Source organism: Peristeroidobacter agariperforans (genome assembly GCF_004138335.1).
In the GTDB taxonomy this organism is placed as follows: domain Bacteria; phylum Pseudomonadota; class Gammaproteobacteria; order Steroidobacterales; family Steroidobacteraceae; genus Steroidobacter; species Steroidobacter agariperforans.
Genome location: NZ_RYFW01000002.1, coordinates 483613 through 507677, shown reverse-complemented (window position 1 = coordinate 507677; position 24065 = coordinate 483613). Strand labels below are relative to the sequence as shown.

Annotated in this window: 18 protein-coding genes; 7 read left to right on the top strand and 11 right to left on the bottom strand. The window is 62.2% G+C overall.

The annotated features are described in order from the left end of the window. Window positions 1-111: 111 nt before the first annotated feature. The 3 genes from EK373_RS16155 to EK373_RS16145 form a co-directional block, all read right to left on the bottom strand. Window positions 112-1683, bottom strand: a complete 1572-nt coding sequence (locus tag EK373_RS16155; protein WP_129644705.1) for a sialidase family protein — start codon at window positions 1681-1683, stop codon at window positions 112-114. Beyond that, window positions 1680-3962, bottom strand: coding sequence for a TonB-dependent receptor (locus EK373_RS16150; protein WP_129644703.1), 2283 nt, complete (start codon window positions 3960-3962; stop codon window positions 1680-1682). Before EK373_RS16150 ends, EK373_RS16155 begins: the two co-directional genes overlap by 4 nt. A gap of 124 nt (window positions 3963-4086) precedes the next feature. Beyond that, window positions 4087-4509 (bottom strand): hypothetical protein, encoded by a 423-nt coding sequence (locus EK373_RS16145; protein ID WP_129644701.1) that lies wholly within the window; start codon window positions 4507-4509, stop codon window positions 4087-4089. Window positions 4510-4803: 294 nt separating this feature from the next. On the opposite strand from EK373_RS16145, the gene EK373_RS16140 reads away from it, so the two are divergent. The 4 genes from EK373_RS16140 (at window position 4804) to EK373_RS16125 (ending at window position 8473) form a co-directional block, all read left to right on the top strand. Further along, on the top strand, window positions 4804-5187 hold the full coding sequence (locus EK373_RS16140; protein ID WP_232831129.1) for a response regulator transcription factor: 384 nt from the start codon (window positions 4804-4806) through the stop codon (window positions 5185-5187). Next, entirely contained in the window at window positions 5187-6035 is an 849-nt protein-coding gene (locus EK373_RS16135) for a methyltransferase family protein (RefSeq protein WP_129644697.1), read from the top strand. Before EK373_RS16140 ends, EK373_RS16135 begins: the two co-directional genes overlap by 1 nt. Before the next feature lie 115 nt (window positions 6036-6150). Then, a complete protein-coding gene (locus tag EK373_RS16130; RefSeq protein WP_129644695.1) occupies window positions 6151-7143 on the top strand; it encodes a hypothetical protein in 993 nt (330 codons plus the stop codon). Between the two features lie 124 nt (window positions 7144-7267). After that, window positions 7268-8473 carry a hypothetical protein gene (locus EK373_RS16125; protein WP_129644693.1) on the top strand — a complete coding sequence of 402 codons (1206 nt, stop codon included), beginning with the start codon at window positions 7268-7270 and terminating at the stop codon, window positions 8471-8473. 83 nt (window positions 8474-8556) lie between these two features. On the opposite strand, the gene EK373_RS16120 is transcribed toward EK373_RS16125, so the two are convergent. The 8 genes from EK373_RS16120 to miaB all read right to left on the bottom strand — a co-directional run bounded on the left by EK373_RS16120 (window position 8557) and on the right by miaB (window position 16983). Further along, window positions 8557-9828: a dicarboxylate/amino acid:cation symporter gene (locus EK373_RS16120; protein WP_129644691.1), complete on the bottom strand. Its 1272-nt coding sequence runs from the start codon at window positions 9826-9828 to the stop codon at window positions 8557-8559. An 8-nt stretch (window positions 9829-9836) separates the two neighbouring features. After that, window positions 9837-10619, bottom strand: coding sequence for an undecaprenyl-diphosphate phosphatase (locus tag EK373_RS16115; protein ID WP_129644689.1), 783 nt, complete (start codon window positions 10617-10619; stop codon window positions 9837-9839). Between the two features lie 118 nt (window positions 10620-10737). Beyond that, entirely contained in the window at window positions 10738-11385 is a 648-nt protein-coding gene (locus EK373_RS16110) for an FMN-binding negative transcriptional regulator (protein ID WP_157994384.1), read from the bottom strand. Between the two features lie 108 nt (window positions 11386-11493). Beyond that, window positions 11494-13053, bottom strand: a complete 1560-nt coding sequence (lnt, locus tag EK373_RS16105; protein WP_198683379.1) for an apolipoprotein N-acyltransferase — start codon at window positions 13051-13053, stop codon at window positions 11494-11496. A 109-nt stretch (window positions 13054-13162) separates the two neighbouring features. Continuing rightward, entirely contained in the window at window positions 13163-14014 is an 852-nt protein-coding gene (locus EK373_RS16100; protein WP_129644683.1) for an HlyC/CorC family transporter, read from the bottom strand. Next, window positions 14007-14501: an rRNA maturation RNase YbeY gene (ybeY, locus tag EK373_RS16095; protein ID WP_129644681.1), complete on the bottom strand. Its 495-nt coding sequence runs from the start codon at window positions 14499-14501 to the stop codon at window positions 14007-14009. Before ybeY ends, EK373_RS16100 begins: the two co-directional genes overlap by 8 nt. Beyond that, the gene (locus EK373_RS16090) at window positions 14498-15538 is read right to left on the bottom strand and encodes a PhoH family protein (RefSeq protein ID WP_129644679.1); all 1041 of its coding nucleotides are present in this window, start codon (window positions 15536-15538) and stop codon (window positions 14498-14500) included. The genes ybeY and EK373_RS16090 overlap by 4 nt, the downstream gene beginning before the upstream one ends. Further along, window positions 15535-16983, bottom strand: a complete 1449-nt coding sequence (gene miaB / locus EK373_RS16085) for a tRNA (N6-isopentenyl adenosine(37)-C2)-methylthiotransferase MiaB (protein ID WP_407676196.1) — start codon at window positions 16981-16983, stop codon at window positions 15535-15537. The genes EK373_RS16090 and miaB overlap by 4 nt, the downstream gene beginning before the upstream one ends. 315 nt (window positions 16984-17298) lie before the next feature. Here miaB and EK373_RS16080 point away from each other — a divergent pair, with 315 nt between their 5' ends. The 3 genes from EK373_RS16080 (at window position 17299) to EK373_RS16070 (ending at window position 23999) form a co-directional block, all read left to right on the top strand. Beyond that, entirely contained in the window at window positions 17299-22419 is a 5121-nt protein-coding gene (locus tag EK373_RS16080; RefSeq protein WP_129644675.1) for an Ig-like domain repeat protein, read from the top strand. A gap of 20 nt (window positions 22420-22439) precedes the next feature. Beyond that, window positions 22440-23426, top strand: coding sequence for an RHS repeat-associated core domain-containing protein (locus EK373_RS16075; RefSeq protein WP_157994383.1), 987 nt, complete (start codon window positions 22440-22442; stop codon window positions 23424-23426). Between the two features lie 84 nt (window positions 23427-23510). Next, a complete protein-coding gene (locus EK373_RS16070) occupies window positions 23511-23999 on the top strand; it encodes a hypothetical protein (protein ID WP_129644671.1) in 489 nt (162 codons plus the stop codon). Window positions 24000-24065 lie beyond the last annotated feature (66 nt).

Genomic DNA, 24065 nt, shown 5'->3' with positions numbered 1-24065 from the left:
GGGCCGGCCATCCATCCAACGAAAACAATGGGATGCACGTTATGCCTGCGAACATTCTGCGTTGCAATCAGGGATTACAGTCGCATTATGTCCGGCGAACTAGTACCCAGTTCACGATCCCGCCAATTCCTTGGCGGTGAGCACACCGGAAATTGCGGTCCGCGAGCCGTTCGCGGTGTATCGATATGCGCGCGGCTTCTCGCCCATCCACGCGGGATCAATCGCATATCGCAGCGCTTCTTCCGGCGCTGGAGAGAAAGCATAGGCTTCCGAGCGCACGCCAAGTTCATCGAGCCGTTGACGAATGTCGGACGCCGCAGCGACGGGATCCGTTGAGATCGTCACCACCTTGAGCGTGGGTTGCTGCTTTTGCAGGGCCGCGATGTTGCCGAGCGACTTCATGCAATAGACACATTCCAGGTCCCACATCACGACCCAGAACTCCGCACCGGCATGCTGCTGCTCGATCTTGCGCAGCGTGTCGCGGCTGAATGGTTTGATCTCATCCTCGCCGCCCGCATCGCCAAGATTCGCGACGGCGACGCCGTCGGCCTTGCGCCAGACAATCAGCATCGACGAGTCGGTGCTCAGCACGCGGGGTTGATCGGATTCGCCCTCTGTTTGTAACGTCGGCCCGGGTGTGAAATGGCGGCCGCCGTCTTTCGAGAGCCACGACTCCACCTGCGTGGCATTGCCGTCGAAACGTTTCCAAACGATGCCGACGATGTTTCCTCGTGCGGCGATGTCTGCGTGCACAGCTCCGACCGGTAACGGCTGCACGTTCGCGGTAGTAGCGCCCGTCAAACGTCCGTAGAACGCACGCCCTTCGCCCTTGACTTGATTGAACCACACAGCGTGACGAGTGCCGTCCGCGCTAATCGCGAGTGATGGCCCGTGATGCGGACACGCGTCGATCTTCCAGCGATCCGTCGTGACGCGCTCGACAGCGACGCCCTGCCCGTCCGGCTTCAACACAGCAAATGCATGATCGCGCTCATTGCCCGGAAACACATGGCGCCACATGGCTACTGCGCGGCCTTTCGAATCGAGCGTCAATGCAATCCGACAGCACTCGCAGCTATTGTCGGCAAGTTTGTAATCGCCCTGCCAAGTCGCGCCACGATCATCCGAGTACGCGTAATAAACTGCCGCCCCTGCGTACTCACGCTTCGCCGCCTGCGCCGCGCCGAGATCGCGCTTGTCGATCCACGTCACCCAGATGCGACCGGCCTCATCGACGAGCAAAGACTCGAAGCGGTGCGTGATGAGCTGGCGATCATGATGAACGACCGCGGGCGCTGACCAACTCTTGCCGCCATCCAGCGAGCGCGTGAAGCGAATGTCACCGGTAAATTTGGCGGAGGTCGGCGACGTCCAGCTCACATAGATCTCGTTGCGAGGACCGAACGCGATCTTCGGACGATTCTCGCCGTCGGCCGAGACCGGTTCCGGTTTCGCCGTCACGCGCATGGCCGGCTGCCAGGTCTTGCCGTTGTCGTCCGATCGCTCGACCACCACATGAGCATTCTTATCGACAGGTTCGCTGCGGACGATCCACAGGCGCTGCTGTCGATCGAACGCCGCGGTCGTGCCCAGAGCACGACCGTGCGACATCGCGGCGAGCGCCGGCTGAGCCAGCACGACGAGTACTAGAGACAGCAGCACGGAGTTGAATGATTTCATGGCGTGCCCTCGAACGACCAGCGCGCCTCGACGAACGCAGTGCGGCCTGGATAAGGATGGGATTGATACGCGCGCTCGTCGGTGAGGTTGTCCATGCCCAGCGCCAGCTCGATGTTACTCTCGGTCGTGTACGCGACCCGCGCGTCCAGCATCGTGAAGCGCGACACCCCGCCGTACGTATCGGGATTGATGTCGTCGTTCTCGAGGTTGTTGAACATACGGCCCGAGTAACGAATGCCGAGACTGGTCAGCCAACGGTCCGTCGGCCGCCACACTGTTTGCAGATTGCCGCGCCACTTCGGGATGCGCGGCCAGACCTTGTCCACTGAAGCCGGATTCTTGTCATTCTCCAGAATCCTGGCGTGCGCATAGGCGAGACTGCCATCGAACGACAGCGATTCGATCGCAGGGATCGCGAGGCTGAACGCGGTCTCGATGCCACGCGTGCGCACGCGGTCGACGTTCTGCACGTAGCTGCGAACCGGCGTCACCGTGATGTTTCTCTGACTGAAAATGCTGTCGCGCACGTCGTCCTGGAACAAGGATGCGCGCAACTTGCCCCAGCCAAACCGGCGCTCGACGGTGAAGTCGGCCGAGTCGGAGCGTTCAGGCTTCAAGTTCGGATCGTTGACGACGATCGTCCCAGCCGTGCTCGTGCCCTGAAACAACTCCGGAACAGTCGGGAAACGCACGCCGCGTCCCGCGCTCAACCGCAGCGTCCAATCATCGTCGGGCGTGAATGCCAACGATGCCTTCGGCGACAGCGCGCTGTCACTCCGATCGGCGTACGGGGCCGCGCCAAGTTGACCGCCGTCGAATGCGGACCAGTCTTCATAGCGCGCGCCCAAGGTCAGCGACCAACGGTCGGCGAGGCGCCATTCATCCTGTAGATACCAGGCTTCCAACCGCGTCTGGCCGAACACGTATTGCGTCAGGTCGCCGCTGACGATGTTGTAGACGGGATTGTCGAGCTCGTACTCGTTGCGGTGATAGCCGATGGCCAGTGTATGACGCCCGCCGGTCCAGTCGTCGGCGAACGGCGTGTAGACGCCCTGCACTTCGAAGGTTTGCCAACCGGTGCCGTCGCGCTCGGTATTCGTTGGATCAGGCGAGCCGCCAGGACCGGAGTCACCTCGATAGCCCTCGATCTGCGAGTCCTCGAGAATGTCGTACTGGGAAAAAACCAGCGATCCATTCCAACCGTCGGGACGCGTCGTTCGCAACGTCGTCCCCCACAGCCGATGTTCTTCCTTGCGTGTGCTCGGCAGGAATGCGTTGGTCGGAATGTCGAACGCAATGCCATCGGCAACCACCGGGCCCGACCAGACTTCATTGCCGGCCGCATCGCGCATCAAGGTGCGATTCTCATTGTCGGTGTCGTTACGCCACAGCGCGACGAAGCCTTCGATCTCCATCCAATCCGTGAGTGCATAGCCGCCGCGCAGCTTCACTTGATCTTGAATCGTGTGATCGATGGCGCCTGAGTTCGCACCGAACACCGCGCGGCGGCGACCCTGCGGATCTTTGTCGAAGCGCACGCCCGTGACTGGCGTCGGCGTACCTGTGACGGCCGGGAAGGTTCCGGCCCCGTTCGCGGATACGGTGTAGTACTGCATCGGGTGACCGGTTGCGTCCTGGCGATTCGCGGCCAGGGTGAACCACGCGCCATTGTCGAAACGGTCGCCGAGGAATGCGGATACTTGATATCCGGTGTAGTCGTCCTCGATACCGTACTCGGCGAAGTGCTCGCTGAAGGCTGTGGTTCGCACGCTCGACTCCAGGTCGACCGGCCGGCGGGTGCGGATCGCAACGGTCGTGCCGATGGAGTTGCCCGGATACGTCGCCGAATAAGGCCCGTACAACACATCGACGCGCTCGATCTCCTCGGGGGCGATCATGTTCCAGCGAGGCGCGTCGAAGCGGCCGAGGAAGTTGGACAGCAGATAACCGTCCATGAAGACCAGGCCGCGAGCCGGCTGCAACGTCGAAAAGCTGCGGCCGCCGATCAGCGCGTTGCGGTCGCCGATGTAACGTTTACGGATGGTGAGATTGGGTAAGTATTTGAGTGCGTCCTCGGGATTGAAAAGATTCTGAGTGCGCAGCTCGTCGGCGGTCTTCGACGCCGTCGGGTTGGGCACTTCCATCGCCGCCCGCTCCCGCAGGCCGGTCACTGTAATCGCATCGATCAGTTTGTCCGTTGCGACGCCTTGAGCGCGCACGCAGACAGGCGCGCCGGCACTGAGCAGTGCCGCCGTCGCGAGAATAGTTCGGGTGTCCATGAAATCGACTCCAGACCTTCGCCGCCGCGATGTTTGGTCGCGGCCTATCAGGGCGCGGAACGGTCAGGAGCGAGCAGCAATGCCCGCGATCCTGACGGCCGGGGCGCCCTCACTGTGAGCAATGTCAGGCGAGGCTGGGAGGACCGCGGATACGATCGGCACGAACTGGGCCGACACGGAGGGTCGGCGCGGAGAGATATTCAAAACGCTCGTCGCGCGGCGCATCGGCTGCGCCGGCGAGATAGGGAATTTCACAAGTCGTCGCGGATGCGACCAGAGAGAACGGACACGGTGCGTTGTCACCATCGTGCGAGGGCGATGACTGATCCGCGCCTCCGCCATGATGCATGCCCTCGTGATGTTCGGCATGTGCGTGCTGCTGCAGCGCCTTCGGCGTAGCCAGCGGTTGCACGACCCCCGAGGGGCAGAACATCAGCTGCAGCTGGCCCGCATCCACCGAAAGCATGAAGCCAGTTGGAATCAGCGCCCGCGCCAGCAGCAGCGGGAGGATCCAGAGGCTCAGCAATTTGAGGGAATGGCGACGCATGACTGCGACGGGAGTATACGCCCGGTCCATGGGCACGGAACAACCATCGAAGGTTAGGCAAGTTGTCCCAGCGCGCTTTTGATGATGCTGGATCGGGGCATCCTGCCCCGCCCAGCATGCGCCCGGCAAAAGGCGTGACTTTTGCCAGTCGCTCGCCGCCTGTGGCGGCGGTTACATCCGTGTACCTGACACAGGAGGTACCCTTTTAGAGCAGTCTCTTTTTGAGCATTTTGCCGCTTGTGACGACTGCCTAGGATGCGCCCCATCGAAACAACACAGGGTTGGGGAGCGTCCATGGATACCGAGATCTGTGACCAGGTCGACATTTACGAACAAGTGCGCGAGGCGGTGCGACAGGCCGTCAGCGATACGCTGGCCCGCATCGCCACCCGCGACGATCTGAACACCCTGCTCCTGCAACTCATGCCGGCCCCGGCAGCCGAGAATGTCGTGAGCGTCTCATCGCCTCGGCCAGCTGCTGCTCCGAGCCCGGTCCGGCTCACGGCCCGCGAGCAGGAAATTCTCGAACGCATCACCGCTGGCGACAGCAACAAGGAAATCGCCCGGGCCTTCGATCTCAGCCTGCACACGGTAAAACGCCACGTCGCGAACATCCTGACCAAGCTCGGCGTCAGCTCGCGCGTGCAGGCAGCGACCTGGAAGTACGCGCGACACTGATGAGATCGCCTTCGGCCATGCTGTCCCCGGAGCACATTCTGCAGACGGGCTTCGGATTCCGCGCTTCGCACATTCTGCTGTCGGCGCTCGAAGCTGGATTGTTCACCGAGCTCGGCAAGGGGCCGCGCTCGAACCGCCAATTGCGTCGCTCGCTCGGCTTGAATCAGAGCGCCGTCGCCGATTTGCTCGAACCGCTGGTGGCACTGGGGTTTCTGGAGCGTGAAGGCGACGACGCCGGCGCCGTGTACGTCAACAGCCGCGAGAGCGGACATTTCCTGGACCGGAACAGCCCCGGCTATCTGGGCGAAGTGCTGTTGCAAAGTGTGGCGGCGGCAACGTCGAGAAAGCCGAAATCCTTCGCGACCGGATTGCTGACCATCGCCGCCACGTTATTGGCCGACCGCTTCGACTTCACCCCTTACGTAACGATGCTCGACCTGGGCAGCCCACGCGGTCTGTTGGCGCGAGCCATCGCCACCCGTCACACACATATGTCTTGCACGAGGGGCGCCATCCCGGTCCGGCAAGCCACCCTCGCTCGCACCGACGTCATCGTCGCGCCGATGATTCTGCGCCGCTTCGACGAGGCCGCACGAGCGCAGCTCTTGAAACGCGCTCATCGGGCCTTGTCGCCCGGCGGCTGCCTGATCGCCATCGAATTGCTCGCAGGCGAAGATCGTCGCCGCAGCTCGGCGCTGGCGACGCTGCTGGGCGCCGAAAACCATCGCAATCGAGCATTGAGCGGGGCGGATCTCGACGATGATTGTCGGGCGGCCGGCTTCGAGCGCAGCGACCTGCTACCGCTCATTGGCCCGCTCACTGCGACGCTCGCCTATAAGTCGAATTGAAGCGTCGGTTGTCCTGACAGTTGCAGCCCGTCCTGACGAGCAGCCTGCTCGGCGGCGTTCGCATCCGCTAGAATCCGAGCCATCAGAAGCCCGCTCCAAGGTCACCGTCTCGAGAATGGCCACCAGCGACGCCAGCAATGCCCGCGCGTTCTCTCGTTTGCGCCATCGGCCCATCGCGCGTCGTGATTTCGCGGAAGCGCTGGAATTGCTGCCGCCCTGGGTCGGCCTCGACGACAACCAGCGGCGCGAAGTCGCCGAGGCGTGGCATTGGCTGGTCAACGAGCCATCGATGCTGGCCGGGGTCATCGAAGATATGGCGCTGCCGCCCGGCCAGCGCATCCAGGCGGCAGGCGCCACTCTGATCGTGCCGAGGAGCCTGAGGCAGACGCTGGATCTGGACGGCCGGCCGCAGGCGTTCATCACCCGGCGTATCTATCGCGGCCTGTGCGACGGCAGCATCAAGCCGATGACCGATCGCGAGATCGGCATGGAAAACGCCCGAGGCGAGCTGACGATGTTGATTCTGCACTTCTCGCAACGGGACTACGACATCGCCAACCCGTACGTCCAGAGCGTGATCGCCTGCGCGCAGGACACCTTCCGGATGTTTCATGAAGGCTATAACCTGCGCGCCGTCTACTATGAAACCGGCGAGATCAACGATCGGGTAGCGGTCGCATCGGGTTTCATCCGGCGTCAGTACGCCGACTCCGTTATGGCTCAGCACCTGCCGCCGGAACACCAGCCCGCATTGTATGGATTGACGCGCGAGCAGGCGCAGACGCTGTTGCCCGGTTCGCCGGCCCGCAATTGTTTCCAAAACCAGCCGCCGCTGTTTACGTTCTCGGCCTCGCAGCGCCGGCTGCTGTGGTTCGCCTTGTTCGATGATTCCGACGATACGCTGATGCCGCTGCTCGATGTTTCCGTGCACGGCCTGAAGAAACTCTGGCGCGGCATTTACGAGCGCATCGAGGATCGCATGCCCGAGTTCTTCGGCGACGCTGCGGGCGGCGATGAAGGCAAGCGCGGCCCGGAGAAGCGCCGGCAGGTGCTCGCGTACGTGCGTCAACGGCCTGAAGAACTGCGTCCCTGGTTGGCCACCGATTGATTTTCTCGAGGCATGCACTGAAGTGCATGGCTCCGCGCTTGCGTACCGGATAGCACCTTCGAGCGATTCGCGAGCACATTCGCTTCCGCAAACTCCGCGCCCATCGTCAAACGCGGAGCTTCCCATGTTCAAGCCCCTTCCCCTGCTGGTGTGCCTGACCCTGTCGGGCTGCATCAGCCCAATCGACTATGCGCGCGCCGATTGTGCGGGCGAGAGCGTCGCAGATAAAAAACTTCACTTCCAGACGGCTCAGATGCTGGATCGCGAAGGCAGGAAAACGCAGGCCCTGTTCTCTTATCAAGCGGCGGTGGGCTATACCTGCGAAAACAACAATCCTTATGAAATGGATGCGGCCAGGCGCGCCGCGGCGCTCGGGCTGGAGCTCGGCCAGGCTGCCGAGAAGGAACGTGACTTCGCACACGCATTCGATCTGTATGAGTCTGGCGGACAGTTCGCGGCTGCCGATCGCGTGTTCATCGAGCTCATCCGCGCCGAGCAGCACAACCCCGCCTCCTATCAACGCGCGCTCGAGCACTATCGCAATCGCGAAGGCGCGTTCTACAGCAACAATGCTGCTGCGCTGAAAGTCACCGGCGATTACAAGGTCGATCCGAAATACATGGCCGAGGTGCAGGCCATGCCGAAGCGCGCCGTCGAGCGGGCCGCCGAGGCTGAGCGAGTTGCATTCAATGAGCAGTACCTGCGTGAGTACGTCCAACTGATCCGGTCACGACCGGAAGGCGCTGACTTCGCAGCCTTGCAACGCGCCGGCGACGTCCAGACCGCGTTTGCCCAGAAATGGAAGGATCCCGAACCGATGAAGACCTCGCGTGCAGCGCTGGAATCCATGCGGATGTGGGCAGCGACCGGTGGCGATGAGGCGCAGCGCAAGTCGGTGGACGCTCGCGTCGCTTCGTTGGTCGAACAAAGAGCCAGCCTGTTACGCGAGAAATTCCACGGCGCGCCCAAGCTGCTCGAAGACGCAATGGATTTCTATCGCGTGCTCGGCAGCGAAGCCAACATCGACGGCAAGCTCGCGGCGATCCGCTCGCAGGCAAAGCAACTTGCCGCCGCGGCCGATTCCAATCAACGGTATGGGCTCGCTGCTGAGTACTATAGCGTCGCCGGCGAGGACGCCAGTGCGCAGGCAATGAGAGACAAGCAGCAACAGTACGCGATGCAAAGCATGCAGCCGCAGATCGATGCGGCCCGCCAACAGGCCGAAGCGCTACAGAAGCAGTTCAGCGATCCCGCCGTCGTGGAAGCGATGAAGAAGCGGGCACAGGCGATGCAGGCGGCGCAGAAGGCCCGCGGGCAAGCGAAGGAATAACAGGCAGCTGGCAAGTGAGGTTGGGATACACCGCCTCACTCCAGGGCAACGAGCGGTAGCCCACTCCCGTTTCGGCAGCGGGATCAGCTCAGCCGACTTTCGCTCGGCTCGGCCACCGCCACGCCGGTGTCACTGGAAGGTTGCAGCTCGCCTTCCCATTTCGAGACCACCGCGGTCGCGATGCTATTGCCGATCACGTTGGTCGCCGATCGGCCCATGTCGAGGAAATGATCGATGCCGAGCAGCAGCACCATGCCGGCCTCGGGAATATTGAAGTGCGGCAACGTGGCGGCGATGACGACCAGCGACGCGCGCGGCACGCCGGCAATGCCCTTCGACGTGAACAACAGGATCGTCACCATCAGGACCTGCTGCGCGATGCTCAGCTCGATGCCGTACACCTGCGCGATGAACATGACTGCGAAGGTGCAATACATCATCGAGCCGTCGAGATTGAACGAGTAGCCGACCGGCAACACGAAGCTCGCGATCCGGTTGCTGCAGCCGAAGCGCTCCAGCTCCTCCAGCGTCTTCGGATAGGCGGCCTCGGAGCTGGCGGTCGAAAACGCCAGAATCGCCGGCTCGCGCACGCGACGGATGAGCTGCATGATCCTGGGCCCGACGACCAGGCCGCCGAGCACGATCAACAGCACCCACAGGGTCAGCAAGGCGAGATAGAACTCGCCCATGAACAGCCCGTACACCTTGATGATGCCCAGCCCTTCCTTCGCGACGATGCTGGCCAACGCACCGAACACCGCGAGCGGCGCAAACAGCATCACATAGCCAGTGACCTTGAGCATGATGTGCGCGACCGCGTCGAGCACTTCGATTACGCTCTTGCTGCGCTCGCCGAGCGAGGCCAGCGCAACACCGAAGAACAGCGAGAACACGACGATCTGCAGGATCTCGTTGTGCGCCATCGATTCGATGACGCTGACCGGAATGAGGTGTGTGAGGAAGCCCTTCAGCGTCAGCGCACCGGCCTGCACGCCGGAGGAGACGGTAGCGTCGGGAATGGGCAGCGACATGGCCTTGCCCGGCTCGAAGATCTGCACCAGGACCAGGCCCAGCGTCAGCGACAGCACCGAGGCGCTGATGAACCACGCCAGCGCCTTGCCGCCGACGCGGCCCACCGTAACGATGTCGCCCATCTTGCCGATGCCCACCACCAGCGTCGCAAACACCAGCGGTGCGATGATCATCTTGATCAGTCGCAGGAAGACGAACGGCAGCAGCGAGGCGATCTCGGCGAAACTCGCGCTCGAGGCCGGGAAGTACGCGAACGCGACGTATCCGCTCAGGATGCCGAGCACCAGCGCGATGATGATCCAGCGTGTCAGGCGATTCGGCATGCAGTCCTCTACACGGCGACCAGCAACAGGATTCCCAGAGCGATGCGATACCAGGCGAATACGGTGAAACGGTGCGTTTGGATGTATTGCAGCAGCCACTTTACTGCGATGAACGCGACAATGGCCGACACCACGAAGCCCAGCGCCAGGTCGCCGAAGTTCTCATTCGCGAGCTGGCCGTCTGCATACAGCTTCAGCACTTCGTAAGCAGTTGCGGCGAACATGGTCGGGATGCCGACCAGGAACGCGAACTCGGCCGCGGCCGGACGCGACGTCATGCCCGCCAGCATGGCCGCGAAAATCGTCGCCGCCGAGCGCGATGTTCCCGGGAACACCGCCGCCAGGATTTGCGCCAGGCCCACCCATGTCGCCACGCCCCAAGTCAGGGTGTCACGCACCGGCTGACGGTCGGCATAGGCTTCGACCGCGAAGATCACGATGCCGCCGACGATCAACGCCCACGCGATCGGAGCCACCGTTTCGGGCAGTTCCAGCCCCACTTCCTTGGCGACGAAGCCGCCAATGACCGTGATGATGAAAGCCCAGCTCAACTTGTACAAATAGTCGCGATTGACGGGATCCCTGAGATTGATCGTCAGGTTCCACAAGCGCCGCCAATAGATCACGACCACCGCGAGAATCGCACCTGCCTGAATGGCGACAGTGAACAGCTCCGAGCGCCGTCCCAACCAGTGCTGCGCGATCAGCAGGTGACCGGTGCTGGAGATGGGCAGGAACTCGGTGATGCCCTCGATGATCCCGAGCAGGATGACCTGTAAAAAATTGTCCACTCGTCCCCATCACCATTCAAAGGCACATCGGCCAATGATACTGGCGTGACGCAGCCGGGGACAGGGTGCGACGCTTTTACATTGCAGTCCCCGGCCCGCGACAGGGCCTGGACAGGTTTCAGCCGCGGCCCGGATTGAACTCACGCATCCAGGTATGCAATTCGGCGCGGCCGCCCTGGCTCAGGCCGGTCATGATCTCGGCAAACACATCGTCGCGTTCATCCTGGCCCAGCTTGAACTTGGCGCGAACATCACGGACCTGCGCGCGGAAACCGATGACTCGATGGGCCAGCGAGCGATAGCGCGCCCCCATGTCGTCGACCTTCCATGCAGACGCCGCGTCTGCGCGCGGCGCGTGGCGTTCCATTGTATCCACGAGCTCGCGCAGATGCGCCTCGATGGCCTCGGGCTGCTCGAAGAATTCCACGTCGACGAAGAACTGCGCGCTGGCGTAATTCCAGGTTGGCGCCTGGGTCTTGTCTTGCATCCACGACGGCGAGATGTAGCCGTTCGTGCCGAGCACCAGCATCACGGCCTTCGGGTTCTGCGTCAGCAATTTGAATTGGTCGTTGGAGCGCGCGAAATGCCCGACCAGGCGCACGACCCGACCCTCCTCATCCGTTTCGGCGAGGATGGGCAGCAGGGTCGAACGAAAGCTGTCCTCGGCAACAGAACCGGACACCACCCAGGCCAGCGGCTGCTGTTGTACGAGACGTAACAAATCCGCATCGGAACGCGGCGCGAAGCGATCCACCCTGGCGCTCATATTCATATCCTGCAAAGTCGACGATGTTAGTTGCTGCCGAGAGCGGCAGCTTTGCCGTGCGGATCATTTATTACAGCGCGCGGGCCCTGCGCGCCAGCTATAAGCGCATCAGCTCTGCGTCTTGCGACGAGCCATCAGTGGCCAGAGCCCGGCCAGCAGGAATAGCAAGCTCAGGATGATCACGGGCCAGTTGCCGACCTTGGCATACGGCGTCAGTCCAATGCGAGGTTGAACATCGCCGGTCAGCACGCCGGGCTTGAAGCGAGGGAACGTTTTTTCGACGACGCCGTTTGCAGCAATGATCGCGGAGATACCATCGTTTGCCGCACGCAGCAGCTGCCTGCCCGCCTCGAGCGCGCGCATGCGGCTGATCTGCAGGTGTTGATGCGCAGCGGTGGAATCGCCGAACCACGCATCGTTAGTCACATTCACGAGCAGCGTCGCGGACTTCAGCACATCGAGCTGTTCCGACGCGTAAGCGTCTTCGTAACAAATGGTGAGCGCCAGTTTCTGGCCGGCGGCGTCGAGTGGATCGGGATTCTCGACCCCGGCTTTGAAGCCGCTGTAGGGCAGCTCCATGCTCCGCAGCCAGCCCGTGAGCCACGTCGGCAGCTTCGGGAAATATTCAGTCAGAGGCACCAGGCGCCGCTTGGCGTACCACTGCGGCTCCTTGTCGAGCGCCAGCACCGCATTGAAAAACACCTGTTCCTCGGGATCGAAGTGCACCTGGCCGAGGACCAGGGCCGAACCTGCGGCATGCGCAGCGGTCCACTCCTCGCTCAGCACGTCGTGCAGCTCATAGGACAGGCCGGGCAATGCGGCTTCCGGCCAGATGATGAGCTTGGTGCCGAGATGCTCGCGCGTCAGGCCGCGATACAACGCGATGGTTTTGTCGCGCTGCTCGTCTTGCCATTTCATTTCCTGCGGGACCGCGCCTTGCACGATGGCGACACTGATGGGCTCGCCGGTCTTTTCGGTCCATTCCTTATCGTGGATCGAGAAGCCGATGAGCCACAGGACGCCAACCACACCCGCCGCGGCGATGCGGATGTTTTTGTTGCCAAGGACGATCGCGACAATAGCGCCCGCACACAAAGTCACCGCCAGGCTGACAGTGTAAACACCACCGACCGGCGCGAAGCCCGCCAGCCACGTATCAGTTTGCGTGTAGCCGAGCGCGAGCCAGGGAAAGCCGCTGAGGAACCAGCCACGAAACCATTCGAGAATGACGATGGCGGCGGGCAGGACGAGCAGCCATTTGATCCAGCCTTGCGCGGGAATCCAGCGTTTCAACGCATAGCCGACCAGCGCCATGTACGCCGACATGATGGCGACCAGCGCCAGCATCACGAACGCCGTCAGCGCCAGCGGCGCATTTCCGATGGTGTGAATGCTGTGATACAGCCAATAGGTGCCGGCGAGATACGTCCCGGCCGTGAACAGGAACCCGCGCTTCGCAGCCTGCTTCGGCGTCGCCTCTTCCCAGGCGAGAAACAAGAACGAGAAACACAGCATGGCCAGCGGCCACAGATTGAAGGGCGCGAACGCGAGCGAAACCGCCGCACCGACCGGCAAGGACAAGTGCGTGTAGAACTTGAAGGTGCGCACGCTCACGGCGTGATCCTTTTCGAGCGGCACGGCCGCCATTTGTTCCTTCGCAGTGTTCACTTGGGTGCAATGACGAATGACTGAGAACTAATGATGCCGCCGAGCGGGCCGGTCCTGCGCATCCACGCACTCCCGGCATTCGGGGCATCCCGCCCAGCATCGAACCGGATCAATCGTCTTGCGGCTCGATATCGCGCGGCGTGATTACGCGCAGCAGATCGAGGCGGCGGCGATCGGCGCGCAATACCTTGAATTCGAGTCCGCCGAGCGAAAAAGATTCACCGCGCCGGGGCAGCCGCCCGAGGCTGCTGATCGCCAGACCGCCGATGGTGTCGAACTCTTCGTCGCTGAACTCCGTGCCGAAGTAGCTGTTGAACTCATCGATGCGCGTCTGCGCCTTGACGGTGAACTGCCGCTCGCCTTCCTTGCGGATGTCGAGGTCGTCGTCCGTGTCGTATTCGTCGCCGATGTCGCCGACGATCTGCTCCAGCACGTCTTCGATGGTCACCAGGCCCGACACGCCGCCGTACTCATCGACGACGATGGCCATGTGATGATGGCTGACGCGGAATTCCTTCAGCAGCACGTTGAGTCGCTTGCTCTCGGGAATGAACACCGCCGGCCGCAAACATTCCTTGATGTCGAAGCTGGAGCGCGTGCCTTCGGCGAAGTAGCGCAGCAGATCCTTGGCGAGCAGGATGCCGACGATCTGGTCGCGATCCTCGCCGATGACCGGATAGCGCGAGTGGCCGTGCTCGACCACCATGGGCAGGATTTCTTCCGGCGGATCGTCGCGATTGACGATGATCATCTGCGAGCGCGGCACCATGATGTCGCGCACCTGCAGTTCGACGACGCGGAACACGCCTTCGAGCATCTCGTGCGCATCGGCGTCGATGATGCCCCGCTCGCGGGCCTGACCCAGCACCTCGTTCAGATCTTCCAGATCGCGTGGCTCGCCGCTCAGCGAGCCGGTGATCCGTCGCAGCCAACTGCCAGTGTGACTGTGCTCTTCAGGCATAAGGGTTGTGATATCCGAATTGCGCGAGAATCTTTGCTTCACGGGCTTCCATCACATCGGCGTCACGATCGGTTTCATGATCGAAGCCCAGCAGGTGGAGTACGCCGTGCACCACCATGTGGGCCCAATGCGCTTGCGCGGTCTTGCCCTGCTCCTTCGCCTCACGCGCCACCACGGGCGCGCAAATGGCAAGGTCGCCGAGCTCTGAATATTCTTTAGCGGGAAATCGAGACGGCACGCCGTTCTTGCCCGGCGCGAGCGGCGCAGCGGGAAACGACAGCACGTTGGTGGGCTTGTCTTTGTTGCGCCAGGTGCGATTGAGGCGACGGCTTTCGGCGGCGCCGACGACGCGAATCGTCAGCGCCAGCTCGCGCTCGACGCTGGGCAGATAGCGGGCGCAGGCAACCTGCGCCCACCGGTTGAAACTCCGGGCATGCGGTACGCCGCGACGCGAACTTGCCACTTGCACGGTCACGGCCAATTTCAAGCTCCGTCGCCTCCAGGCCGGTCGGGAGCGGCCGCCTGCTTCTGCTCGTACGCCTGCACGATCCGCTGCACCAACGGATGCCGGACCACGTCACGCGAAGTGAAGTAGCTGAAGGCCACGCCGTCCACGCCCGGTAAAACATTCATGACGTGCTTCAAGCCCGACATCTGTTGCTTGGGCAAGTCGGTCTGGGTGATGTCGCCGGTCACGACCGCCTTGGAGCCGAAGCCCATGCGCGTCAGGAACATCTTCATCTGCTCGACCGAAGTGTTCTGAGCTTCGTCCAGAATGATGAAGGAGTCATTAAGGGATCGGCCGCGCATGAACGCCAGCGGCGCGATCTCGATCACCTGGCGCTCGATCGCGCGGGCGACCCGGTCGAAGCCCATCATGTCGTACAGGGCGTCATACATCGGCCGCAGGTAGGGATCGACTTTCTGGCCGATGTCGCCGGGCAGGAAGCCCAGGCGCTCGCCCGCTTCCACCGCCGGACGGACCAGCACGATGCGACGCACGCGATCCGTCTGCAGCGCCTCGACTGCGCAGGCCACGGCAAGATAGGTCTTGCCCGTGCCCGCCGGCCCGATGCCGAACGTCAGGTCGTTGGTGTGGATGTTGTGCAGATACTGTCTTTGATTGGGACCCCGTCCACGGATGCCGCCGCGTTGCGTGTGGATCGTCACCTCATCCGACGGACGGGGCGCGACCAGAACTGGCGCCGTTGATTCTTCCATGCCTGCCTCCTGCACTGCTAAATGCACACGATCCGGTGTGATTGACTCTTTCGACGACAGATCGAACAAGCGTCGCAGCACCTTCTCCGCCGCGTTGGCCGCGGCCGGATTGCCGGACACTTCGATATGGCCGCCGCGACGATTCACCTGCACGTTGAGCCGCTGCTCGACGTGGCGCAGGTTTTCGTCCATGGGGCCGACGAAATTGGCGAGCCGGGCGTTGTCCACTGGCTCGAACGCGAGCTCCCGCGTTGCGATGGATGCGTTCAATGCCGTAGTACGCGAACTCGCATGTGAGTTCATTGGGCAGCCACGGCGAGCTCCGCCGCGGCCGGGATGGAAGAGGTGTTGCCCGCGCCGACCAGCCGGCCACGCAGCGAATTTGGCATGGCCTCGGTGATCAGCACATCGGCGAATTGATTGATCAGCGAGTGCGGGCCGTCGAAGTTGACCCAGCGCATGTTCTCCGTCTTGCCGGCAATCTGCCCCTCGTGTTTCTTCGCGGGCCGCTCGACGAGCACACGCTGCACGGTGCCGACCATGCGACGGCTGATTTCCATTGCGTGCTGATTGATGCGAGCTTGGAGAATATCCAAACGCTTGTGCTTCTCTTCCTGAGAGACATCGTCCGGCAGCGACGCCGCGGGCGTGCCGGGGCGACGGCTGTAAATGAAGCTGAAGGATTGATCGAAGCCGACATCGGCGATCAGGTTCATGGTCGCTTCGAAATCTTTTTCGGTCTCGCCGGGGAAGCCGACGATGAAGTCCGAGGAAATGCTGATATCCGGGCGCACCGCACGCAGCTTGCGGATCTTCTGTTTGTATTCGAGCGCGGTGTAGCCACGCTTCATTGCCATGAGAATGCGGTCCGAGCCGGCCTGCACCGGCAGATGCAGATAATTCGCGAGCTGCGGCACGTCGCGATAAGCCTCGATCAACGAGTCCTTGAACTCGACCGGATGTGACGTAGTGAAGCGGATGCGCTCGATGCCCGGCACATCAGCCACGCAATAAATCAACGTGCCGAGATCGCAAGGCGTTCCATCGTCCATCGGGCCGTTGTAGGCGTTGACGTTCTGGCCGAGCAGATTGATTTCCTTGACACCCTGATCAGCGAGCTGGCGGATCTCCAGCATCACCGACTCGAACGGACGGCTCACTTCCTCGCCGCGGGTATAAGGCACGACACAGAAGGTGCAGTACTTGCTGCACCCTTCCATGATGGACACGAATGCAGTCGCGCCTTCCGAGCGCGGCGCCGGTAGGTGATCGAACTTCTCGATTTCCGGAAAGCTCACGTCGACCACGGACCGGCCGGCCGAGCGGATCTCGCGGATCATGTCCGGCAGGCGGTGCAGGGTCTGCGGGCCGAACACCAGATCGACATGAGGCGCGCGCTTGGTGATGCCGTCGCCTTCCTGGCTGGCCACACAGCCGCCGACGCCGATGATCAGGCCTGGATTGGCCTTCTTCAGCTGCTTCCAGCCGCCGAGCTGCGAGAACACCTTCTCCTGCGCCTTCTCGCGCACCGAGCAGGTATTGAGCAGCAACAGGTCGGCCTGCGCCGGGTCGTCGGTCGGCTCAAACCCCTCGGCCTCGCGCAGCACGTCCACCATGCGGGCGGAGTCGTACTCATTCATCTGGCAGCCGAAAGTGCGGATAAAGACGCGAGGCATGGGGTGGAACGGGCGGACGAACGCTAAATCACAGGGCTGACAAGGATAAGGGCGATGCCGGGGCTTTTCCACCGGCTGGCACGCTGCCCGGGATATTTCGGAGCTGCGAGGGCTGCGAACGCCGAATGCCTGGCGCTTGCCATCAAGGCGTTACATAAGAACATTCAGCTTGACAAATTCGCGGCGGGGGCAGCAACGTCACCACAATAGCAAGGGCCATCGGCCTACAAGCGAACAACGGGCGGCAAAGGATTGACGCGATGACCGGGACCAGGATGTCCACCTTCTGATTCTCTCCTTTCCCAGTTGACGCTGTTTCGAGCCACGGATGCGGGTCCGGATGCGCAAGCATCCGGGTGTGGTGTCACGCACACGGAAGAATAAAAGATGATTAGCACACTGAAAGATCGGAATAATTCAGTAAAGCGCAGTTGGTGGTTTTTGGTGCTGTCTGCGGCTTTGTCGGTCAGCGCGGCGTGGGCCCAACAGACCGAACGCGAGCTCTACGACGATTTCACCACCCAGATGCTCAGCGCCTCGGGCGCAGGGAACGCTGGATCGAATTCATTCGGCGATCGCACCGACACCTATTCGGGCGCCACCAGCTTCCTCGTCACCGACGTGAATCTGCCGGGCAACAGCGACCTGCCCGTCTCGATGCAGCGCTCGCTCAATGCTGCCGACGATGGCATGGGCACGCCCCTTGGCATGTTGTCCGGCGAGTTCCTCACCTGGAGCCGCTACGAGGTCCCATATCTCTCCGGCATCTACAAATCGGGGGCTGGTTGGCAATCCAGCGATGGCGACGGCCTCGCCGGCGCCACCAATCTGCGCTGCTCACATGGCGGTGCGCCCGAGGTCACGCAGAGCAGCGGCAAGGAAAGCACCTGGGAAGCTTTCGAGTACTGGCACGCCAATCAGATTTATCTGCCGGGCGGCGGCACTCAAGTGATCCGCGCCATCGGACCGTCTGACATGAACGCGCCGACCGACGGCGCGACCTACCGCTACGTCACCAAGGATCATTGGTATTTCTCTTGTCTGCCGAGCACCGCGAACGGGGTCGCGGGCGAAGGCTTTCTGGCGCGTGCGCCGGACGGCAAGAAATATTACTTCGATTGGCTGGTCCGGTGGCGCAGCGTGTCCGCGCTGTGGAAGACCTCGTTCATCGGCGATCCGACGGTCATCAGCCGCTCGGAATATCGAATGCTGCTGAGGCGCGTCGAAGACCGCTTCGGCAACTGGGTCAACTACACCTACTCGGGCTCGGATCTCACCAACATCACCGCGAATGACGGCCGGCAACTGACCCTGAGCTATGTCACTCCGGGCGGGGCATTGAGCTCGGTCACGGATGGCACGCGCACCTGGAGCTATGACTACAGCAATGGCCTGCGCGTCACGTTTCCCGATTCCACCGTCTGGAGCGCCTCGATCAGCAGCACCATTCGGCGGCTCAAAGCGACCTCGTGCAACTCGCCGTCGATGAAATATGACGGGCAGGCCACCGTGACTATCCAGCTGCGTTCGGGGGCTACCGGCACTTTCGTTTTCGGCCCGGTCCGCCGCGGCCTTTCGTGGGTCTTTTACAACTCCGCAAGCTGGCCGTGCCCGCCGCATCCCAAAGAAATCGATAACGTCGGCCTGTTCAGCAAGGCCGTCTCCGGCGCCGGCTTCACGAGTTTCGGCTGGAGTTACAGCTACGGCCCGCCGAACGGTTGTCACACCTATGGCACTGGCGCATGCACGGCGGCCTCGCCCACGACGCGCTATGTGGATATCACCGGGCCGTCGAATACCTTCGCGCGCTACACCTTCGGCAATCGCTGGCATGACGATGAGGGCGCGCTGTTGCGCATACAAACCGGCTCGTCCGCGTCGTCGATTCTGCGCGACGAATCCATCGGCTGGCAGACATTCGCCGCGCGCGGCCTCGGGTTCAGCGCCGCGGGCGATGCCTACGCCAGCGAAATCGTCCGCCGAGAAGCGACGCGCACGATCTCACAAGACGGCGCGACGTATGTCACGACCCATTCGAACTGGGACAGCTATTTCAATCCCCAGTCGGTGGCGGAATCCGGACCGAACGGCGGATCACGCACGACCCAGCTCACCTATTACAACAATCTCGCCAAGTGGGTGATCGGCAAACTCGCCACCAGCACCTCACCCGGCCGCAGTGTCTCACTGACTTACAATGCCGACGCGAGTCTGCAGGATGCCACGCGCAATGGCGTGACGACGAGCTACACGTATCATCCCGATGGCACGGTCGCGACCATCACCAAACCTCGCTCGCTCTTGCACGAGTATTCCAATTACAAGCGTGGCATTCCGCAGACGGAAGCGCAGGCCGAAGGCATCGCCTTGAGCCGCACCGTCAACGACGCCGGCTTCGTCATGAGCATGATCGACGGCGAGCAGCATACGCGTTCGTTTCAGCGCGATCCCATGGGACGAGTCACCGCGATCGACATGGCTGTGGGCAACGACACCACAATCAACTACCTGGGCGCCGCCAAATCGACCAAGACCTCCACGCGCGGCAGTCTTACGCAGACCATCTCTTATGATGCGTTGTGGCGGCCCACGACTATCAGCAACGCAGGCATCGACGTCACCTTCCAATACGATGCTTTCGGCCGCAAGACTTTCGAATCGAATCCGGGCGAGACGCGGGGCACGCACTTCGAATACGACGCACTCGGCCGACTGACGAAGGTTACGAACGCGGACGATACCTATCGTTCCATGCAGTTTGGACCGGGCACCACGATCGCGCGCGACGAACGATCGAAGGTCACGACACGCACGTATCGCAGCTATGGCAGCCCCAGCGATGCACTGCTGATCGGCATTGCGCCGCCCGACGCTTCCGCCGACGTCACGATCGGGCGCGCTCCAAACGGCAACATATCGAGCATCACGCAAGGTGGATACACGCGCACGTACGAGTATGACTCGCGCAACTTGCCGCTCTCGGAAACGCATCCGGAAACCGGCGCCACCGTCTTCGAAGTGGATGACGCGGGCAATGTCACAGCGAGCACGCATGGCAGCCTGCGAGTCGAGCAGACCTACGACGGCCAGAATCGATTGTCGACGACCACCTACTCCGACGGCACGCCGGCCGTCACGTATACATGGACCAAGACAGGCCAGCTGCATTCGGTCACGACCGCGACGACGTCGCGCACTCTCGGTTATGACGACAATGACAACCTGACTACCGAATCGCTCAACGTCGGCGGCACTTTGCTGGCCGCGGTGTATGCGTACAACGGCAACGACCAACTCTCGAGCATCACCTACCCCATCTCGCAGCGGGTCGTAAGCTATGCGCCGGACAACCTAGGACGGCCGACACAAGTGTCGGGCTATGTGTCGTCGGTCACCTATTGGCCGTCGGGCCTGGTGCGGCAGATCGACTACGCCAACGGCATCTCCACGAACTACGAACAGAACGCGCGCTTGTGGACCAGCGGCTTCAGCACGCGCCGCGCCGGGACCTATTACGCAAACAGCAGCTCCATCTATGACGGCGCGGGAAACCTGACAACCGTCACGGACTCGGTCGATGCGATGAACTCGCGTTCGCTGGGGTATGACGATTTGAATCGCCTCACCTCCGCCTCCGGGCCATGGGGCAGCGGCACCATCGGTTACGACGGCGTTGGCAACATCACCGCGCAAAATCTCGGCGCGCTGTCGTTGAGCTACGGATATGACGACGACAACCGGTTGTCGAGCGTGGCCGGCCGCCGTACAGCGACCTATTCGTACGACGATCGCGGCAACATCACCGCGGCGGCCGGGACGACGTATCTATACGACGGCGTACCGAATCTTCTCTGCGTCAACTGCGGCTCTGCCGGCAAAGTGGAATACGCGTACGACGGCAAAGGCAGCCGCGTCACCGTGACGAAGTCGGGCACGACGACCTATGAGTTCACGGCGTCGACCGGCGAACTGCTGGCCGAGTACACGCCCTCGACGTCACAGCTGGTCGAACATATCTATCTCGCGGGCAAGCGCATTGCCCAGCGCGTCACGGACCAATCGCCGCCGACGGCGTTGACGCCCGTCGCCACGCAAATGACGGCCGATCAGTTCAACAGCGTCACGATTGCCGTGAACGTGGGCGGTACGTCGCCCCAGGGCAGCGTCAAATTTGTACGCCAAGGCGCCACGTTGGGCGCCGCATTCGTGAGCAGCGCACGCGCCAGCATCGATGTGACCGGACTCACCCATGGAGCACATTCAATCACCGCGACGTATTCGGGCGACGCAGCGAATCCGTCGGGCGCATTGACGTATCAGATTCAGGTAACGGTGCCGGCGCCCGCCGTACCCGCGTCGATCACGGTGCCCAGCGGCAGCACTAGCGGCAGCTACGCGATCACTTGGGGGGCCTCCAATGGGCTGGCTGCGTACTATCAACTCTACGAAGCGACCAACACGAGTTTCTCCGGCGAGGCGCTCGTATACAGCGGAAGCGGCACGACCACGCAACTTTCCGGTCGCGGCAATGGCAGTTATTACTATCGTGTCGTGGCTTGCAACAGCGGCGGCTGCAGCGGCCATCGCACTGGCGCGAACGGCACGCTAGTGACATTGCCGCCCGGCACGCCTGCATCGATCAACGTTCCCGCGAACAGCTACACGGTGAGCTTCGTCGTGAGCTGGTCGACACCGAGCGGCCAGGTCACCAGCTATCAGCTGTACCAGGCGACCAATGCCAGCTTCTCCGGTGAAACGCTGGCCTACAGCGGACCGAACAACAGCGTGGAACTGTCGGGTCGCGCGACCGGCAGTTATTACTATCGAGTGCGCGCTTGTTACGCCAGCGCCTGCGGCGGCTTTGCTGCCGGCGGACCGATCGGTGTGACTCAGCCGCCAAGCACGCCACCGTGGATCAACGTGCCGACGACGAACACCACCGGGACCTACACGATCAGCTGGGGTGCATCGACAGGCACGGTCACGTCCTACCTGCTCGATGAATCGACGACTCCGACGTTTGCTAATTACGAGCAGTTGCACGTTAGCCCGGCGACCAGCATCACGGTCTCCAACCGGACCAATGGCACGTACTACTACCGCGTGCGCGCCGCCAACACCTCCACGGTCCCGGCGGTCTGGAGTCCTTATCTGTATTCGCCTCCTGTCACCGTGAATGCGCCAGCACTGCTTGCGGCCGTGAACAATGACTATTGGGGCTGGTATCAGATGAGAGGACAACCGGTGGAGACGTCGCCGCCTATCGTGGTTACAGCCACCGGCGGCGCGGGTGGCTACACGTATCAGTGGGAGCGCGTCTCCGGTGACGGCTCGACGCAAATCGCCAGCCCGACCTCAGCGTCCACGATCTGGACGCGCGGCATGCTCACCGCGACCTACGGCGTCTCCTACGTTTCGTACTGGCGCTGCAGAGTCACCGACGCGGCGAACGCCACGACATACACACAGAACGTACAAGTGGTGTTCCGAAAGGACGACCGCGAATGAACGCAAACACTGGAGCGCACATGAACCCGATCCGCGTGATCTGCATGATGCTGGCGCTGTTTGGCATGGCCACGGCGGCGTTCGGCGGCGAGACCATTACATACTTCCACGACGATCCGGCCGGCAGCCCCACGATTGCCAGCGATGCGAATGGACTCATCGTCTGGCGCGAAACCTACGAGCCTTACGGCCTGGCCGTGATCGACAGCGACGCCGCCGATAACAATGACATCTGGTTCGCCGGCGAACAGTACGACGAGTATACCGGGCTCAGTTACATGGGAGCCCGCTACTACGATCCGATGCTCGGCCGTTTTCTCAGCATGGATCCGCTGCAGGTGGATTTCGCGAACCTCTACACCTTCAATCGCTACGCCTACGCCTACGACAATCCGTATCGATTCGTCGATCCTTCCGGCTGGGATGCCGAGCCGATCGAAGGCGTGACGGTCACCGGGCGCCGCCACTACGACGACCCGTGGTGGGATCAGGCGAGCACCTCGAGGGCCGACGACAAGTCTGCTCTTGCAGCGCAGGACCCGGTGGAGTGGCCAACATTTGCAGACGCGTTCAATGAGCGCGCGGTCGAGTTCTTCGGACCGGTTTCAGCCGCCGCGGACGATGCGGTCGACTACTGGTTGGACGTGGGGGGAATAACCGGGACCGTCTTCGGGACGCTGGCCACGACGCTCGATAGCCACCACATCGGCAACACGACCTGGATCGCCGGAACCGGCTATCTCGGCGGCACTGCCATCCGGGGAATCGGCACCGCTTTCGGCCCTCTCAAACAGTGGGTGCGCATTGGCCCGAGCTACAGCAAGGCGCTTGGACAGAAGATCGCACTTTCAATACGCTGGGGAGCTTCGCCGACCAAGGGCGGCATCTATATCAAGCAGATTGGCAGCCAGTCGCTGCAGCGTCTCAACCAATGGTTACGAGCCCGGCGAATACCCGTCGATGGTTGGCGTACTGCGGACCCGGGTCATCTACATCTGCGCAAATAGTGGGGTCGTATGGCTTTGCGGGCGTTCAGTTCGAGTCCCAGCACCTTGTTGGAGAGCGATCGAGAGAGCACATCGAGCCACGTGATGGACCGGGTGGGGAAGATTTCCGCCTGCTTGGCCAAGGACACCGACAAATCCGCGCTTGTCTACGCCATGGGCGCCCAGCGTCGAAGTCAGATACGGCAGCTGAGCCAGCTTCCAGGCGTCGAAGTCGTCTGGACTCGTTCACTGATTCCCGGGTATCTCGCGCCGCTTCGCCTATTCATTGCCAGCTATGCGGCGCTCATACGCGTCAAGGATCCTTCGCAACTGACTCGGGTCTTTGAATCCGCGACGGACAAGTCGATGGCGGCGATCTATCTGCTGCCTCGGGAATCGGAGCCAGGCTTCATTGAGAAGGTGAAAGCATCCACGTCGCCGCCTACCTATGACTTCGGAGCAAAGCGCGATCCGCAGTACCTGATCTACATGGTCGACGCAGACAGCACGGAATCGTCGACGGGCATCTATGAGATCGTGTCCATGGGATACATGACCGCGGGGTGCATCAAGGAGTGCTTCGACGACTTCTGAGCCCAGCCGCGCGGTTGACGGACGCCAGTCCCGCGGGCCGTAGAAGTCCTGCACTGCAGGACTTCT

Bases quoted from the DNA above. Each gene is read 5' to 3' on its own strand.
- EK373_RS16070 (WP_129644671.1), top strand. From the start codon at position 23,511: ATGGACCGGGTGGGGAAGATTTCCGCCTGCTTGGCCAAGGACACCGAC.
- EK373_RS16145 (WP_129644701.1), bottom strand. From the start codon at position 4,509: ATGCGTCGCCATTCCCTCAAATTGCTGAGCCTCTGGATCCTCCCGCTG.
- EK373_RS16135 (WP_129644697.1), top strand. From the start codon at position 5,187: ATGAGATCGCCTTCGGCCATGCTGTCCCCGGAGCACATTCTGCAGACG.
- EK373_RS16080 (WP_129644675.1), top strand. From the start codon at position 17,299: ATGATTAGCACACTGAAAGATCGGAATAATTCAGTAAAGCGCAGTTGG.
- EK373_RS16120 (WP_129644691.1), bottom strand. From the start codon at position 9,828: ATGCCGAATCGCCTGACACGCTGGATCATCATCGCGCTGGTGCTCGGC.
- EK373_RS16130 (WP_129644695.1), top strand. From the start codon at position 6,151: ATGGCCACCAGCGACGCCAGCAATGCCCGCGCGTTCTCTCGTTTGCGC.
- EK373_RS16155 (WP_129644705.1), bottom strand. From the start codon at position 1,683: ATGAAATCATTCAACTCCGTGCTGCTGTCTCTAGTACTCGTCGTGCTG.
- EK373_RS16140 (WP_232831129.1), top strand. From the start codon at position 4,804: ATGGATACCGAGATCTGTGACCAGGTCGACATTTACGAACAAGTGCGC.
- EK373_RS16150 (WP_129644703.1), bottom strand. From the start codon at position 3,962: ATGGACACCCGAACTATTCTCGCGACGGCGGCACTGCTCAGTGCCGGC.
- EK373_RS16125 (WP_129644693.1), top strand. From the start codon at position 7,268: ATGTTCAAGCCCCTTCCCCTGCTGGTGTGCCTGACCCTGTCGGGCTGC.
- EK373_RS16075 (WP_157994383.1), top strand. From the start codon at position 22,440: ATGAACCCGATCCGCGTGATCTGCATGATGCTGGCGCTGTTTGGCATG.
- EK373_RS16110 (WP_157994384.1), bottom strand. From the start codon at position 11,385: ATGAGCGCCAGGGTGGATCGCTTCGCGCCGCGTTCCGATGCGGATTTG.
- EK373_RS16090 (WP_129644679.1), bottom strand. From the start codon at position 15,538: ATGAACTCACATGCGAGTTCGCGTACTACGGCATTGAACGCATCCATC.
- EK373_RS16100 (WP_129644683.1), bottom strand. From the start codon at position 14,014: ATGCCTGAAGAGCACAGTCACACTGGCAGTTGGCTGCGACGGATCACC.